This is a genomic window from Actinomycetospora chiangmaiensis DSM 45062, from assembly GCF_000379625.1.
In the GTDB taxonomy this organism is placed as follows: domain Bacteria; phylum Actinomycetota; class Actinomycetes; order Mycobacteriales; family Pseudonocardiaceae; genus Actinomycetospora; species Actinomycetospora chiangmaiensis.
Genome location: NZ_KB903244.1, coordinates 297,608 through 311,672 on the forward strand (window position 1 = coordinate 297,608; position 14,065 = coordinate 311,672).

A 14,065-nucleotide genomic window follows, 5' to 3' on the forward strand; every position below is an offset into this window, starting at 1 on the left:
CTACCGCCGGGCGACCAGGAAGATGCGGCGGAACGGGAACCAGGTCGAGCCGTCGGGGTTCGTGGGGTAGGCCTCGCGCAGGCGCGGCGCGAGGAGCTCGACGTAGTCGCGGTACGCGGCGTCGGAGAGAGCGTCGCGGACCGGGCGCAGCGCCGTGCCCGAGATCCAGTGCAGCACCGGGTCCTCGCCGGTCAGCCGCTGCAGGTAGGTCGTCTCCCAGACGTCGACCGCGGCCGCCACGGCGAGGTCCGCGGCGTACTCCGCGGGCTCGGCGACCGTGTTGTCGTGGCGCAGCGGCACGTCGAACCGGTCGGCGACCTCGCGGGCCAGCACGTGCGACGGCGCGGTGAAGTTGCCCGGCACCTGGACGGCCAGCCACCCGGCGTCGGGAAGGGCCGCGAGCCAGCGACGCAGCAGCGCGCGGTGCCCGGGGACCCACTGGAGCACGGCGTTGGAGACGATGACGTCACCCTCGGGCGCCCAGGTCTCGACGTCCTGCTCGGTGGCCTCGACGCCGCGCTCGCGGGCGGCGGCGACCATCGCCGGGGACGAGTCGAACGCGCTCACCCGCGCGTCCGGCCACCGCGCCGCGAGGACCGCCGTGAGGTGGCCCGGCCCGCAGCCCGCGTCGACGACGTGGCGCGGGGCCTGCGCCCCGATGCGCGCGAGCAGGTCGGCGAACGGGCGGGAGCGGTGGTCGTCGAAGTTCAGGTAGAGGGCCGGGTCCCAGGTCGTGGCCACGCCGGTCACGCTACGCCGGCGACGATCAGGACCAGCCCGCTCACGCCGGCGCCGAGCAGGCCGCCGACGATCACCTGCGCGAGCGTGTGGGCGGTCAGCGTCAGGCGCGCCCACGCCACCATCGGAACGGCGAGCCAGGCGAGCGCCCACCAGCCGCCGCCGAGCAGTGTGAGCACGGCGGCGGCCGCGGCCACCACCGCGACGTGGAAGCTGACCTTCCACCAGAGGGTGACCGTCGTGGCCACGAGCACCGTGGCGAGCACCGCGACCTGCAGCGCGACGATCGCGCGGGGGGCGCCGGCCAGCCACAGCACCACCAGTCCGACCAGCACGGACAAGGCCGCGAGCCCGAGGGGGACGGCCCGCTGCTCGCGGCGGGAGAGGTGGTGGTCGGTGTAGCGGCCGCGGCGGACCCCGACGTCGACGATCGCGGCGGGGATCACCACCGTGAAGACCATCCCCAGGAGCGACCACGCGATCCCGGGCGGGCCCGCGGCCAGGGCGCCGACCACCGGGTACAGCACGGCGAGCAGCAGCGTCGGGGAGGTCACCGTGCTGACCCGCGTGGCCACGATCGTCACGAGGTCCAGTGTCGACCATCGCGGTGCCGCACCCGCCGGTTCGACCTCGTGGGCGACGCTGCGTTGGGAATTCACTCGTTCGTGGGCTCACGGTTCGACGTGTCGTCGCGACATCGTGGGAGAGGCACGTCCGAAGGAGTGACCACATGCAGGTCGAGTACTACCCGGCGCCACCGCCGCCGGGGCCGCGGGGCACCGGGCTCCCCTACGACGCCGGGCTCGAGCTGGACGGGATCGTCACCACCGCGGCCGACCTCGAACTGCCGAACTTCGCCCGCACCGTCGACGCCCTCCTCGGCGGCAGCGCCAACTTCGCGGTCGACCGGGAGGCCGTGGCCACGCTGTCGGTGATCGACCCGCTCCTCGAGGCCCGCACCCGCGCGAACCGGGCGTTCGCCCGCCGCGTCGTGCGCCACGCGCACGCCCTCGGCATCGACCAGTTCCTCGACCTGGGCTGCGGTATCCCGTCGATCCAGTCCGTGCACGGCTTCGTGCACCAGGTGAACCCCGAGGCGCGGGTGGCCTACGTCGACCTCGACCCCGTCGTGGTCGCCCACGCCCGCGAGCTGGTCTCCCACCTGCCGGGCGTCTCCGTCACGTGGGGCGACCTCCGGGCCCCCGACTGCGTGCTCGCGACGCCCGAGGTCGCCGCCACGATCGACCTGTCCCGCCCGATCGCCCTGCTCGTCTGCGGGGTGCTGCACTTCGTGCACGACGACGTCGCGGCCCTGCTGCGCCGGTGGCGGGACCTGCTCGCGCCCGGCAGCGTGCTCGCCGCGACCCACGGCGCGCCCGCCCACCGCAAGGCCGTCGCCGTGCTGGACGGCACCTACAGCCGCGGCCTCGCCGGGGTGACCACCCGGAGCCGCACCGAGATCCGCGAGGCGCTCGCCGAGGTCGGCCCCGTGGTCGACGTCGTCGACTGGCCCCACCGCGGCGCCGGCGGCCGCTACGCGCTGGACCACCTGGGCGCGGTCGGAGTCGTGGAACAGCGTCGCTAGCACTGCTAGATTCGGCCTGTGACAGCGCAGGAGCGGCGGGCCCGGGAGCGGGCGGACCGGCACGCGCGCATCGTCGCCACGGCCCGGGAACTGGCCGAGGACCAGGGCTGGGACGCCGTGACGACCCGGCGGCTCGCCGACCGCATCGAGTACAGCCAGCCGGTCCTCTACGGCCACTTCCCCGGAGGGAAGGACGAGATCGTCGCCGCGGTCGCGCTGGAGGGCTTCGCCGACCTCGCCCGGACGCTGCGGGCGGCGATCGACGGCCGGGACGGACGCGACGCCGTCGCCGCCCTCACCGGGGCCTACCTCGACTTCGCCGCCGACCGCCCGGCGGTCTACGTCGCGATGTTCGACCTCGCCGCCCTCCCCTTCGCCGCCGCGGACACGCCCGCGCCGCTGCACGAGGGCTTCGACGCGGTGCGCACCGCGCTCGGCGGTGACGACGAGCTCGCCGAGGTCGGGTGGGCGGCGTTGCACGGTCTGGCGACCCTGCGCCGCGCCGGTCGCGTGCCCGCGGCGACCGAGACCCGTCGTCGGGAACGCGTGGTGGACCTGCTCGACCGCGGCCGGTCAGGGTAGGAAGGCCCCATGAGCAGGGCGAACCACCTGGTGCTGGCGGTGGTCGTCGCGCGCCCGGGCGTGCTGCTCCTGCACCGGCCCGGTGAGACCCCGCCCGCGGTGCTGCCGGGCGGGCGTCCCGAGGCGCGGGAGTCGGTCGGGGCCACCGCGGAGCGCGGCTGCCTGGAGGAGACCCGGGTGCGCATCCGCGCCGGGAAGGTCCTCGGCCGCGACCTCGTCGACGGGATCGCGACCACCTACGTGGCCGCGCGACCCGTCGTCGAGCCGCCGGCGGACGAGGTCGCCGTGAGCCTGCACGTCGCCTGGTACCGCCCCGAGCAGGTCGACCTGGTGCTGCCGGACCTGCCGTCGTTCGTGCGAGGTGCGCTCCGCGCTCGTGAGCACTGAGTGGGGCTATGGCCCCACTCAGTGCTCACCTGAGCGGAGCTCACACGGGCAGCACCGTCGGCACGATCATCGGGCGGCGGCGGTAGGTCTCGCCGACCCACTTGCCCACCACCCGGCGGACCGCCTGCGCGATCCGGTGGGTGTCGGTGATGCCCTCCGCCTCGGTGCGCGAGAGCTCCATCTCGACCAGCGAGACGACGTTCTCGAGCGCCTTCGGGTCGTCGGAGAACCCGCGGCCGGAGATGCGCGGCGGGGCGACGGCGCGCCCGGTCGCGGCCTCCACGGCCACCGTGATCGCGATGAAGCCGCCCTCACCGAGGACGAGGCGGTCGGAGAGCGTGGACTCGCCGACGTCGCCGACCTGGTTGCCGTCGACGTAGACGTGCCCGACCTCGACCCGGCCGACGATGCTCGCCTTCTTCTCGACCAGGTCGACCACCACGCCGTCCTCGGCGATGACGACCCGCTCGGCGGGCACCCCGGTCCGGCGGGCGATCGCGGCGTTGGCCCGCAGGTGGCGCCACTCGCCGTGCACCGGCATCACGTTGCGCGGGCGCAGCGCGTTGTAGAGGAAGAGCAGCTCGCCGGCGCTCGCGTGGCCGGAGACGTGCACCTTCGCGACGCCGGAGTGGATGACCTCGGCGCCGAGCCGGGTCAGACCGTTGATCACGGCGAACACCGCGGTCTCGTTGCCCGGGATCAGCGACGACAGCAGGACGACGGTGTCGCCCGGGGTGATCGTGATCTGCCGGTGGTCGCCGCGCGCCATGCGCCCGAGCGCCGAGAGCGGCTCGCCCTGCGACCCCGTCGACACGAGCACCACGTCGCGCTCGGGCATGGCGAGCGCGTCGTCGAGGTCGACGAGCAGGCCCTCGGGGATCTCGAGCAGGCCGAGGTCGGCGGCGATGCCCATGTTGCGCACCATGGACCGGCCCGTGAAGCAGACCTTCCGGTGGTGCTTCTGCGCGGCGGTGAGCACCTGCTGGACGCGGTGCACGTGGCTCGCGAAGCAGGCGACGATCAGGCGGCTTGGGGCCGTGCGGAACACGTCGTCGATCACCGGCGCAATGTCGCGCTCGGGAGTGACGAAGCCCGGGACCTCGGCGTTCGTGGAGTCGATCAGCAGCAGGTCGACGCCCTCGTCGCCCAGCCGCGAGAACCCCGCGAGGTCGGTGAGCCGGCCGTCGAGGGGCAGCTGGTCGAGCTTGATGTCGCCGGTGTGCAGCACGGTGCCACCGGGGGTGCGGACCGCGACGGCGAGCGCGTCGGGGATGGAGTGGTTGACCGCGAAGAACTCGCAGTCGAACGAGCCGTAGTGGCCGCGCTCGCCCTCGCGCACCTCGAGCAGGTGCGGGGTGAGGCGGTGCTCGCGGCACTTCGCCTCGACCAGCGCGAGGGTGAAGCGCGATCCGACGATCAGCAGGTCGGGCTTCTGGCGCAGCAGGAACGGCACCGCGCCGATGTGGTCCTCGTGCCCGTGGGTCAGCACGAGGGCGTCGACGGCGTCGAGGCGGTCCTCGATGGCACGGAAGTCGGGCAGGATGAGGTCGACGCCGGGCGAGTCCTCCGAGGGGAAGAGCACGCCGCAGTCGACGACCAGCATGCGGCCGCCGTACTCCAGCACCGTCATGTTGCGGCCGACCTCGCCGACCCCGCCCAGCGCGACGACGCGCAGCGCGCCGTCCGCGAGCGGCTTCGGGTGGGCGTCAGGGTCGGGCACGGACTGGGTCGGGGTGCCCGTCGCGCCGCAGTCGTGGTCGTGCTTCGGGACCTGGGCGTTCTGGCCGCCCTGACCCTGCTGGTTCTGGCCCCCGCCGTTGCGGCGGCGCTGGGCGGTCGATCGGCTCACCGGGCGACCCCGGTACTCGTCACGTGGGAGATGGGTTCCTCCTGGTCAGGGGGCGGCTCCCGGCAGACGCGTTCCTGACGCCGGGTGCGCGGGCAGCCGCCCGCGGGTGCGGCTGCTCGTGAGCCGCGGGAAGTCCGAGTTGACGATGAGCGGTGTCGCGCCTCGTCGGCCGTCGGGGGCCGGGGTCCACGGTCGTGCTCATGCCGTACTCACCGTACCGCGAGGACGGGTGCGGTGCGTCGCCTCGGTCGGACCGGGGCGGTGGTGTCCGCGACGTCACCCGCCGGGTGGCACCCGGCGTCGTCGCGGCCGCCTCAGAGCCCGCGGTCGGTGCCCTTCACCGCAGCCACGTCGGCGGGCTCGCCGGAGAACGACACCACGGCCTGCTCCCGACCGGCGCTGAACAGCAGCAGCTCGCCGGGCTCACCGACGATGGTCACGGTGCGCGGGCCGCTCTTCACGGCGTGCTCCGCCCCGTCCGGGCGCTGCAGGGTCACCCCGACCGGGCTCGACCGGTAGGACAGGCGGCCGAGCAGCCCGAGCTGCGACCACAGGATGCGGTCGCGCTCGTCGGCGGCCGGCCGCGGCGCCCACCCCTCCTGGGCGCGCCGCACGTCCTCGTGGTGGATGAAGTACTCCTGCACGTCGACGCCCACGAGGAACGGCAGGGCGATCGGGCTCCACAGCGGCGGGCCGCTGCGGATCGCGGCGATGTTGGTGCCGTAGTCCTGTGCGGCGGCGCGCTTCTGCACGCGCTCGGTCCAGAACGAGAGCGGCTTGATCAGGATGCCGGGGGCGGCGTCGGGGCGCCGCTCACGGATGACGAGGTGGGCGAGGAGGTCGCGCGTGGTCCAGTCCCCGCACAGGGTCGGCGCGTCGGGTCCCTCGCGCAGCAGCGAGTCGGCGAGGGCGTTGCGCTCGGCGGCCGCGACCGCTGCTCCACTCATGCGCAGTCCCTACCCGGACGAGGGGTGGCTCTACCCCTCCGTCACGAAGGGGCTGGACGCCACGCGCGACCCGCCGGGCAGCTCGCTGATCACGAAGTCGGCGAACACGTTGGGCACCGCGGCCTGGAGGGCCTCGAGGCACAGGATCGCGAGGTCACGGATCTCGACGTCGGCGTGCTCGGAGGCGCGCATCGCGATGAAGTGGCGCCAGGCGCGGTAGTTGCCGGTGACGACGATGCGGGTCTCGGTGGCGTTGGGCAGCACGGCCCGGGCCGCCTGCCGGGCCTGCTTGCGGCGCAGCGTGCGGTTCGGCTCGTCGGCGAACCGCTCCTCGAGACCGGCGAGCAGCTTCTCGTAGGAGGCCAGCGCCGCAGCCGAGGCCTCCTCGAACAGCGCGTGCAGCTCGGGGTCGTCGGCGATCACGGCGGGCTCGACCATCGCCGCGTCGGACTCGGGGACGTAGCGCTGCGAGAGCTGCGAGTAGGAGAAGTGCCGGTGGCGGATCAGCTCGTGGGTGAGGCTGCGCGACATCCCGGTCAGGTAGAAGCTCACCGTCCCGTGCTCGAGCACCGACAGGTGCCCGACCTCGAGGATGTGCCGCAGGTAGCCCGCGTTGGTGGCCGTCACCGGGTTCGGCTTGGACCACGACTGGTAGCAGGCCCGGCCCGCGAACTCGGCGAGCGCCTGGCCGCCGTCGGCGTCGGTCTCCCACGGCACGTCGGCCGGCGGGACGAACTCGGTCTTCGCGATGAGCTGCACCCGGGGCGTCACGGTGTCCACGGTCGAGCTCCGCTGCGCTACGTCTCCTGCCTGGGCCACGGCGCCACGGTAACCGGCGACCCCGACACCCTCCGAGTGGCGTCGCATGGTGTCGTCCGCCGACAGCAGAACCGCTTGCCGTGGTGTCGTCGTGGTGTCACGGTGGTGACATGGACCTCACGCCCTACGTCACCGCCCTGCGGGACGACCTCGCCGCGGCCGCGTCCGTGGGCGACGAGCAGACCGCCCGGGCCGGCACCGCGCTGGCCGGGGCCCTCGAGCCCGCCGTCCGCCTCGCCCTGCAGTCCGCGCTCTCCGACCTCACCGCCGAGATCTCCGAGAAGCTCGACGACCGCTCCGTCTCGCTGCGCCTGCGCGGCCGCGAGGTGGAGGTCGTCGTCGACCGCGACGGCGGGGCCGACGCCGGCGCGGGCTTCTTCGCCGGGCCGTCGTCGAGCCCGTTCGCCGGGCCCGGCGGCCCGTTCTCGCGGCCCGGTGACGCCGCCGGCCGCGGCGCCGACATGGGCGACATCTCCCGCATGACGCTGCGCCTGGTCGACCAGATCAAGGGCCAGGCCGAGCAGGCCGCCGCGGCGCAGGGCATGTCGCTCAACTCGTGGATCTCGCAGGCCGTCCAGGGCGCCCTGCGCGACAACCTCGGCCGGCACGGCCAGCGCCGGTGGCAGGGGTCCTGGGACCCGGAGCACCGGTCCGGGACGCGGCCGGAGCCCCCGGAACGGCCGGAGGCCCCGGAACCGCCCGTGGCCCCGGAGGCGCCCGCTCCGGACGCCGGGCCCGGCCGCGACCGGGGTCCGGGGTCCGGTCCGGGGTCCGGTCCCGACGACGAGGGTGGCTCGGGCGTGACCGGGTGGGTGCGCGGATGAGCGCGCCGGGAACGGCCCGCCGGGAGCGCTTCGACGCCGCCGGACCGGCCGAGCTGGTCGTCGAGCTCGACGCCGGGCGCGTGGACGTGCGGCTGGACTCCCGCCCGGACCCCACGGCGGCGGTGACCGTCGAGGTGGTCGCCGACCGGGAGGGCGCGCCCGGCTGGGTACAGGGCCTCGCGGGTCTGGTCGACGCCGCGGGCGGCCTGGAGCGGCGGTTCGGGTTCGACCTCAGTGCCGTGGCGGGCCTCGGGGTGCGCCGCGACGAGTCCCCCGAGGAGCGGGCCGCGCGGGCCGTCGCGGAGACGACGGTCGAGTGGGCCGGCGGCGTCCTGACCGTCCGCTCGCCCCGGGAGGTCGCGCTGCGCACGATCCCGCTCACGATCACGGTGCACGCCCCCGAGTCGTCCGCGGTGACGGTCCGGGCGGGCGCGGCCCCGGTCGACGTCGCTGGCAGCCCCGGGCCCGCCACGATCCGCACGACCGGCACCGTGTCGCTCGACCGGGTCGCGGCCCGCTCGTCCATCACGTGCGGGGCCGGGGACGTCACGGTGGGGCGGGTCGACGGTGCCCTGCGCGTCAAGGGCGGCGCCGGGGACGTGTTCCTCGACGAGGTCCACGCCGGCGTCGAGGTGGTCACCGGCAGCGGCTCGGTGACGGCCGGGCGCGTCGCCGCCGACCTCGCCGTCCGCTGCGGCAGCGGGGACGTCACGGTCCGGGACGCCTCGGCCGGTGACCTCGACCTGTCGACGGGGGCCGGGTCGGTGCGGGTGGGCGTCCACGCCGGGGTCGACGCCTCGGTGGACCTCCGGTCGGCGGCCGGGTCGGCCTCGTCGGACCTGCCGGTGACCGCGACGCGACCGGAGGACGACCCGTCGTCGGGAACGGTCCGCATCCGCGGGCGCGCCGCGGCGGGCGACACCCGCGTGGTCCGCGCGGGCGCCTGAACGCGCCTGCCGGGAACACACGAACGGCCCGCTCGTCACGATCTACCGTGACGAACGGGCCGTTCGTGGCGTTCGGACCGACTAGTCCGCGCGCGCCCCCGTGAGGGTGGCGCCGAGGACGTCGTGGTTCAGCCGCGAGATCGAGGCCAGCGGGATGCCCTTGGGGCAGACCTCCGCGCAGGCGCCGACGTTGGTGCAGCCACCGAAGTCGAGCTCGTCCTGCTTGGCCAGCATGCTGATCGCGCGGGTCTGCCGCTCGGGCTGACCCTGGGGCAGCAGGCCGAGGTGCGTGACCTTGGCCGACGTGAACAGCATGGAGCTGCCGTTCGGGCAGGCGGCGACGCAGGCGCCGCAGCCGATGCAGGTGGCGGCGTCGAACGCGTCGTCCGCCGAGACCTTGTCGACCGGGGTGGCGTGCGCCTCGGGGGCGGACCCGGTGTTGACGCTGACGTAGCCGCCGGCCTGGATGATCTGGTCGAAGGCCGACCGGTCGGTCACCAGGTCCTTGATCACCGGGAAGGCCCGCGCCCGCCACGGCTCCACGTCGATCGTGTCGCCGTCCTTGAAGTGCCGCATGTGCAGCTGGCAGGTCGTGGTGTTCTTCTGCGGGCCGTGCGGGGTCCCGTTGATGACCATCGCGCACGAGCCGCAGATGCCCTCACGGCAGTCGTGGTCGAACGAGATCGGGTCCTCGTCCGCGAGGACCAGCTTCTCGTTCAGCACGTCGAGCATCTCGAGGAAGGACATGTCCTCCTCGACGTCGTCGAGCTTGTACTTCTCCATCTTGCCCTTGGCGTCGGCGTTCTTCTGCCGCCAGACGCGCAGCGTGATTCTCACTTGTAGCTCCGCTGGCTCGGGTGGACGTAGGAGAACTCCAGGTCCTCCTTGTGCAGGATCGGCTTGCCGCCCGGCTTGTCGGCGCCGTACTCCCAGGCCGCGACGTACGCGAAGTTCTCGTCGTCGCGCTGCGCCTCGCCGTCCTCGGTCTGGTGCTCGACGCGGAAGTGGCCGCCGCAGGACTCCTCGCGGTGCAGCGCGTCGGTGCACATGAGCTCACCCAGCTCGAGGAAGTCGGCGACGCGGCCGGCCTTCTCCAGGGACTGGTTGAACCCGTCGCCGGTGCCGACGATCTTGACGTCGCGCCAGAACTCCTCGCGCAGCGACGGCAGCCGGTCGAGGGCCTTCTCCAGCCCCTCCTTGCTGCGCGCCATGCCGCACTGGTCCCAGATCAGCTGGCCCAGCTCGCGGTGGAACGAGTCGACGGTGCGGTTGCCGTTGGCCGAGAGCAGCTTGTCGATGCGGCCCTTGGTCGCCTCGACCGCCTCGACGACGGCCGGGTGGCTCTCGTCGATCGGGTCGAACGGGCCGTCGGCGAGGTAGTTCGGGACCGTCGTCGGCAGCACGAAGTAGCCGTCGGCGAGGCCCTGCATCAGCGCCGAGGCGCCGAGGCGGTTCGCACCGTGGTCGGAGAAGTTGGCCTCCCCGCCCACGAACAGGCCCGGGATCGTCGAGCGCAGGTCGTAGTCGACCCACAGCCCGCCCATCGTGTAGTGGATGGCCGGGTAGATGCGCATCGGGACCTCGTACGGGTCGTCCCCGGTGATGCGCTGGTACATCTCGAAGAGGTTGCCGTACTTGGCCTCGACCGCGTGGCGGCCGAGACGCCCGATGGCGTCCTTGAAGTCGAGGTAGACGCCGAGCCCGCCGGGGCCGACACCCTGCTCGGCGTCGCACATGTTCTTCGCGGCGCGCGAGGCGATGTCGCGCGGGACCAGGTTCCCGAACGCCGGGTACTGGCGCTCGAGGTAGTAGTCCCGCTCCTCCTCCGGGATGGAGTTCGGCGGGCGGCTGTCGCCGCGCTCCTTCGGCACCCAGACGCGGCCGTCGTTGCGCAGCGACTCCGACATCAGGGTCAGCTTCGACTGGTACTCGCCGGAGACCGGGATGCAGGTCGGGTGGATCTGCGTGTAGCAGGGGTTCGCGAACAGCGCGCCCCGCTTGTGCGCGCGCCAGGCGGCGGTGACGTTCGAGCCCTTGGCGTTCGTCGACAGGTAGTAGACGTTGCCGTAGCCGCCGGTGCAGAGCACCACCACGTCGGCCAGGTGGGTCTCGATCCGGCCGGTGAGGATGCTGCGCGTGACGATGCCGCGGGCCCGCCCGTCGGCGACGATCAGGTCGAGCATCTCGGTGCGCGGGTGCATCTCGACCGTGCCGGCCGCGATCTGCCGCTCGAGGGCGGAGTACGCGCCGATCAGCAGCTGCTGGCCCGTCTGGCCGCGCGCATAGAACGTGCGCGAGACCTGGGTGCCGCCGAAGGACCGGGTGTCGAGCAGACCGGAGTACTCGCGGGCGAACGGGACGCCCTGCGCGACGCACTGGTCGATGATGTTGAGGCTGACCTCGGCCAGCCGGTGGACGTTCGACTCGCGGGAGCGGAAGTCGCCGCCCTTGACCGTGTCGTAGAACAGCCGGTGGATCGAGTCGCCGTCGTTGCGGTAGTTCTTCGCCGCGTTGATCCCGCCCTGCGCGGCGATCGAGTGCGCGCGCCGGGGCGAGTCCTGGAAGCAGAACGACTTGACGTGGTAGCCGGCCTCGCCGAGCGTCGCGGCGGCCGCGCCACCCGCGAGACCCGTGCCGACGATGATCGCCGTCATCTTGCGCCGGTTGGCGGGGTTCACCAGCCGGGCGGAGAACTTCCGGTCGCTCCACCGGTCGCCGACGGGGCTGTCGGGTGCCCGGTCGTCGGCGATCGGGTCACCGAGCAACCAGCGACCCTCACCCTGGACCGACGTGGGCTCCTGCTGCAGCTCTGACATGGTCACCTCACCAGACCGATCATGACGGACACCGGGATGATCGCGAACCCGACGGCGACGACGACGCCGACACCGATCGAGAACGACTTCAACGCGTGCTGCTTGACGGCGCTGTTGCCGCCCAACGTCTGGATGCCCGACCACAAACCATGGCTGATGTGGAAGCTCAGGGCGACCATCGCGACGATGTAGAAGATCGCCACGACCGGCCGGTCGAAGCTCGCCACGAGCTTGCCGTAGGCGCCGCCCGCCGGGTCCGGGTTCACCGTCCCGGTGGTCAGGTCGAGGATGTGCCAGATCACGAAGAGCGCGATGATCACGCCGCCCCACCGCATGGTGCGGGCCGCGTAACTGCCCTGGTGCCCCTTGTGCTGGTACCCGACCGGCCGCGCGCGCTTCGCCTTGTACCAGAGGCTGAAGGCCGCGACCATGTGCAGCACGACCGCCGCGATCAGGACGACACGGATGATCCACAGGACGCCGGAGTAGCCGAAGATGTCGGCTCCCAGGGTCCGGAGGTGCTCGGAGTACGCGTCGAACGTCTCCCGCCCGAAGAAGATCTTCAGGTTGCCGATCATGTGGGCGATCACGTACAGCAAGAAGATCACGCCCGTCACGGCCATGACGAACTTCTTGCCGACGGACGATCCCCACGTCCTCGTCACGATGTTGCGCTGCTGGGTCAGGACCACGGCGACACGCTAAGCCCGCGAACACGCCGTCTGCCAATGCATGCAAGACGGTTCAGCGATGCTCTTAAGCTATCGGGGTGACCCTCAAACAGCTCATCTACTTCCTCGCTGTGGCGGACACGGGACGGTTCGTGCAGGCAGCGGCGGAGTCGCGGGTCGCGCAGCCCACGCTGAGCCGACAGATACAGGCCTTGGAAGATGATCTCGGTGAGACGTTGTTCACGCGGGGTAGGGATCACGTCACACTCACCTCGGCCGGTGAGACCCTGCTGCCCCTCGCGCGGCGCATCGTCGCCGACGTCGAGACGGCCCGGTTGGAGATCGCCGAGCTCGCCACCCTGCGCCGGGGTCGACTGCGACTGGGGGCCACCCCCTCGCTCTGCGTCAGCGTCGTCGCCGACGTCCTGGCCGTCTTCCACGACGCCTACCCGGGCGTCTCGCTGCAGATCTCCGAGGGCGGCTCGCAGGACCTCGTGGCCGACCTGGAGGACGGCCAGCTCGACCTCGCGCTCGTCATCCACCAACCCGACCGCTTCCCGACGCCGGGTCCGGGCGCCTCGGGCACGACCCCGGGCCGGCTGCGCGGCCGGCTCCCCGCCCCCGGCCCGCCGATCCCCGGCACGGCGCTCGGGCTCACCCCGGTGCTGCGCGAGGAACTGGTCGCGATCTCCGCGACGGCCGGCCGGGCCCCGCTCGACGAGGTGCTGGGCGACCACGCCGGGATCGCCGAGATCGCCCGGCACCCGCTGGTGATCAACCGTCCCGGCTACGAGCTGCGGGAGGCGGTCCTCTCGGCGTGCGCGGCGGCGGGGGTGACGCCGCGGATCGCGGTGGAGGGCGGCGAGATGGACGCGGTGCTGCGCATGGTGGAGCGGGGTCTCGGGGTGGCGATCGTGCCGAGCCTCGTGCTCGCCGGCCGCACCGGCCTGCACACCACCCGGCTCGACGGCATTGGCTGGACGCACCGCACGATCGTGCTGGCCCACCGCACCGACGTCGCCCCCACGCGGGCGGCCGAGGCGTTCCGCGAGACCCTGCTGGCCGTCCTCGCCCGCACCTCGCGCACCGGCGGTCTCCCGCCCGGCGTCCGGTTCATCCACCCGTCGTCCTAGGGGCGTCGAGCAGCGCCGCCAGCACCGCCGCCGCCCGGGGCCCGGCGCGCAGCACCTCGGCCGCTCCCCCGGCCCCGGCCCGCGCGCCCTCGTCGTGGGCCAGCCCCGCGAGGGCCGGGCCCGCCGCGTCGGCCGACCCGAACTGGAAGGGCACCTGCGTGAGGTAGCACGCGACCGCGGCGATCTTGCGCTCCAGCTCCGCCGTGACGTCCACGGCGAGCTCGTCACCGGACACGTGGGCCATCGGGAGAGCGTCCGGCCGCCGTGCCACGTAGGGCGTGTCGCGCCACCACGCGCGACGGTCGGGGTCGACCAGGTCGGCGACCACCGCCGAGACCCACTGGTGGTCGACGTGGTCGCCGAGGGCCTGCGGGGCGAGCACCAGGTCGGCGCCCGCGAGCACCGGCACCAACGCCTCGGTGAGCGGCCGCGCCACCACGTCGTCGCCCCGGCGCCCGGCGAAGAGCGCCGGGGCGGAGTCGTACCCGCGGTGCGGCGCCTCGAGCAGGCCCAGATGGCGTGGGGGGACACCCAGCACGCCGAGGGCGCCGCGGTCCTCCGCGCGGCGCAGCGCCATGTAGTCGACGTCCGCCGCGAGCCCCTTGTCGAGCTGGGTGGACAGGGCGAACGGGGTGGCGACGGCGGGGTCGACCGAGCCGGTGAAGCAGGTGACCACGGTGACGGTGGCGGCCTCCCCCAGGCGCGCGAGGGTGCCGCCCACGGAGAACACGGCGTCGTCGAGGTGCGGGCTGACCGCCACCACGTGC

The 14,065-nt window shown here is 73.4% G+C and carries 15 protein-coding genes; 6 read left to right on the forward strand and 9 right to left on the reverse strand.

Annotation, left to right across the window (positions count from 1 at the left end; all coding sequences use genetic code 11):
- Positions 1-750, reverse strand: coding sequence for a trans-aconitate 2-methyltransferase (locus A3CO_RS39810; RefSeq protein WP_018334658.1), 750 nt, complete (start codon positions 748-750; stop codon positions 1-3).
- Positions 747-1,322: a hypothetical protein gene (locus A3CO_RS39815; protein WP_018334659.1), complete on the reverse strand. Its 576-nt coding sequence runs from the start codon at positions 1,320-1,322 to the stop codon at positions 747-749. The genes A3CO_RS39810 and A3CO_RS39815 overlap by 4 nt, the downstream gene beginning before the upstream one ends.
- A 146-nt stretch (positions 1,323-1,468) precedes the next feature.
- Here A3CO_RS39815 and A3CO_RS33975 point away from each other — a divergent pair, with 146 nt between their 5' ends.
- Genes A3CO_RS33975 through A3CO_RS0123285 form a run of 3 tightly spaced genes read left to right on the forward strand, consistent with a single transcriptional unit; the run spans position 1,469 to position 3,292 of the window.
- Complete coding sequence (locus A3CO_RS33975; protein ID WP_018334660.1) at positions 1,469-2,323, forward strand: SAM-dependent methyltransferase; 855 nt, start codon at positions 1,469-1,471, stop codon at positions 2,321-2,323.
- Between the two features lie 18 nt (positions 2,324-2,341).
- Positions 2,342-2,905: a TetR/AcrR family transcriptional regulator gene (locus tag A3CO_RS0123280; protein WP_018334661.1), complete on the forward strand. Its 564-nt coding sequence runs from the start codon at positions 2,342-2,344 to the stop codon at positions 2,903-2,905.
- Positions 2,906-2,914: 9 nt separating this feature from the next.
- Positions 2,915-3,292, forward strand: coding sequence for an NUDIX hydrolase (locus tag A3CO_RS0123285; RefSeq protein WP_018334662.1), 378 nt, complete (start codon positions 2,915-2,917; stop codon positions 3,290-3,292).
- Positions 3,293-3,332: 40 nt separating this feature from the next.
- Here the strand turns inward: A3CO_RS0123285 and A3CO_RS0123290 are convergent, their stop codons facing one another.
- The 3 genes from A3CO_RS0123290 to thyX all read right to left on the reverse strand — a co-directional run bounded on the left by A3CO_RS0123290 (position 3,333) and on the right by thyX (position 6,868).
- Entirely contained in the window at positions 3,333-5,012 is a 1,680-nt protein-coding gene (locus A3CO_RS0123290; RefSeq protein WP_026204915.1) for a ribonuclease J, read from the reverse strand.
- Between the two features lie 443 nt (positions 5,013-5,455).
- Positions 5,456-6,088 carry a TIGR03085 family metal-binding protein gene (locus A3CO_RS0123295; protein ID WP_018334664.1) on the reverse strand — a complete coding sequence of 211 codons (633 nt, stop codon included), beginning with the start codon at positions 6,086-6,088 and terminating at the stop codon, positions 5,456-5,458.
- Between the two features lie 30 nt (positions 6,089-6,118).
- Positions 6,119-6,868, reverse strand: a complete 750-nt coding sequence (gene thyX, locus A3CO_RS0123300) for an FAD-dependent thymidylate synthase (RefSeq protein ID WP_018334665.1) — start codon at positions 6,866-6,868, stop codon at positions 6,119-6,121.
- Between the two features lie 149 nt (positions 6,869-7,017).
- Here thyX and A3CO_RS33980 point away from each other — a divergent pair, with 149 nt between their 5' ends.
- Positions 7,018-7,731 (forward strand): toxin-antitoxin system HicB family antitoxin, encoded by a 714-nt coding sequence (locus tag A3CO_RS33980; protein WP_018334666.1) that lies wholly within the window; start codon positions 7,018-7,020, stop codon positions 7,729-7,731.
- Positions 7,728-8,678 (forward strand): DUF4097 family beta strand repeat-containing protein, encoded by a 951-nt coding sequence (locus A3CO_RS33985; RefSeq protein ID WP_157647806.1) that lies wholly within the window; start codon positions 7,728-7,730, stop codon positions 8,676-8,678. The genes A3CO_RS33980 and A3CO_RS33985 overlap by 4 nt, the downstream gene beginning before the upstream one ends.
- An 81-nt stretch (positions 8,679-8,759) precedes the next feature.
- On the opposite strand, the gene A3CO_RS0123315 is transcribed toward A3CO_RS33985, so the two are convergent.
- Genes A3CO_RS0123315 through A3CO_RS0123325 form a run of 3 tightly spaced genes read right to left on the reverse strand, consistent with a single transcriptional unit; the run spans position 8,760 to position 12,186 of the window.
- Positions 8,760-9,515, reverse strand: coding sequence for a succinate dehydrogenase/fumarate reductase iron-sulfur subunit (locus A3CO_RS0123315; RefSeq protein ID WP_018334668.1), 756 nt, complete (start codon positions 9,513-9,515; stop codon positions 8,760-8,762).
- On the reverse strand, positions 9,512-11,494 hold the full coding sequence (locus A3CO_RS0123320; RefSeq protein WP_051086049.1) for a fumarate reductase/succinate dehydrogenase flavoprotein subunit: 1,983 nt from the start codon (positions 11,492-11,494) through the stop codon (positions 9,512-9,514). Before A3CO_RS0123320 ends, A3CO_RS0123315 begins: the two co-directional genes overlap by 4 nt.
- A gap of 2 nt (positions 11,495-11,496) precedes the next feature.
- On the reverse strand, positions 11,497-12,186 hold the full coding sequence (locus tag A3CO_RS0123325; RefSeq protein ID WP_018334670.1) for a succinate dehydrogenase cytochrome b subunit: 690 nt from the start codon (positions 12,184-12,186) through the stop codon (positions 11,497-11,499).
- Between the two features lie 77 nt (positions 12,187-12,263).
- On the opposite strand from A3CO_RS0123325, the gene A3CO_RS0123330 reads away from it, so the two are divergent.
- Complete coding sequence (locus A3CO_RS0123330; RefSeq protein WP_026204917.1) at positions 12,264-13,298, forward strand: LysR family transcriptional regulator; 1,035 nt, start codon at positions 12,264-12,266, stop codon at positions 13,296-13,298.
- Here the strand turns inward: A3CO_RS0123330 and A3CO_RS0123335 are convergent.
- Complete coding sequence (locus tag A3CO_RS0123335) at positions 13,279-14,058, reverse strand: PIG-L deacetylase family protein (protein ID WP_018334672.1); 780 nt, start codon at positions 14,056-14,058, stop codon at positions 13,279-13,281. The genes A3CO_RS0123330 and A3CO_RS0123335 overlap by 20 nt on opposite strands.
- Positions 14,059-14,065: the final 7 nt, after the last annotated feature.

Coding starts and splice junctions, on each gene's coding strand:
- A3CO_RS33975 (WP_018334660.1), top strand. CDS start 1,469: ATGCAGGTCGAGTACTACCCGGCGCCACCGCCGCCGGGGCCGCGGGGC.
- A3CO_RS0123285 (WP_018334662.1), top strand. CDS start 2,915: ATGAGCAGGGCGAACCACCTGGTGCTGGCGGTGGTCGTCGCGCGCCCG.
- A3CO_RS0123295 (WP_018334664.1), bottom strand. CDS start 6,088: ATGAGTGGAGCAGCGGTCGCGGCCGCCGAGCGCAACGCCCTCGCCGAC.
- A3CO_RS33980 (WP_018334666.1), top strand. CDS start 7,018: ATGGACCTCACGCCCTACGTCACCGCCCTGCGGGACGACCTCGCCGCG.
- A3CO_RS33985 (WP_157647806.1), top strand. CDS start 7,728: ATGAGCGCGCCGGGAACGGCCCGCCGGGAGCGCTTCGACGCCGCCGGA.
- A3CO_RS0123320 (WP_051086049.1), bottom strand. CDS start 11,494: ATGTCAGAGCTGCAGCAGGAGCCCACGTCGGTCCAGGGTGAGGGTCGC.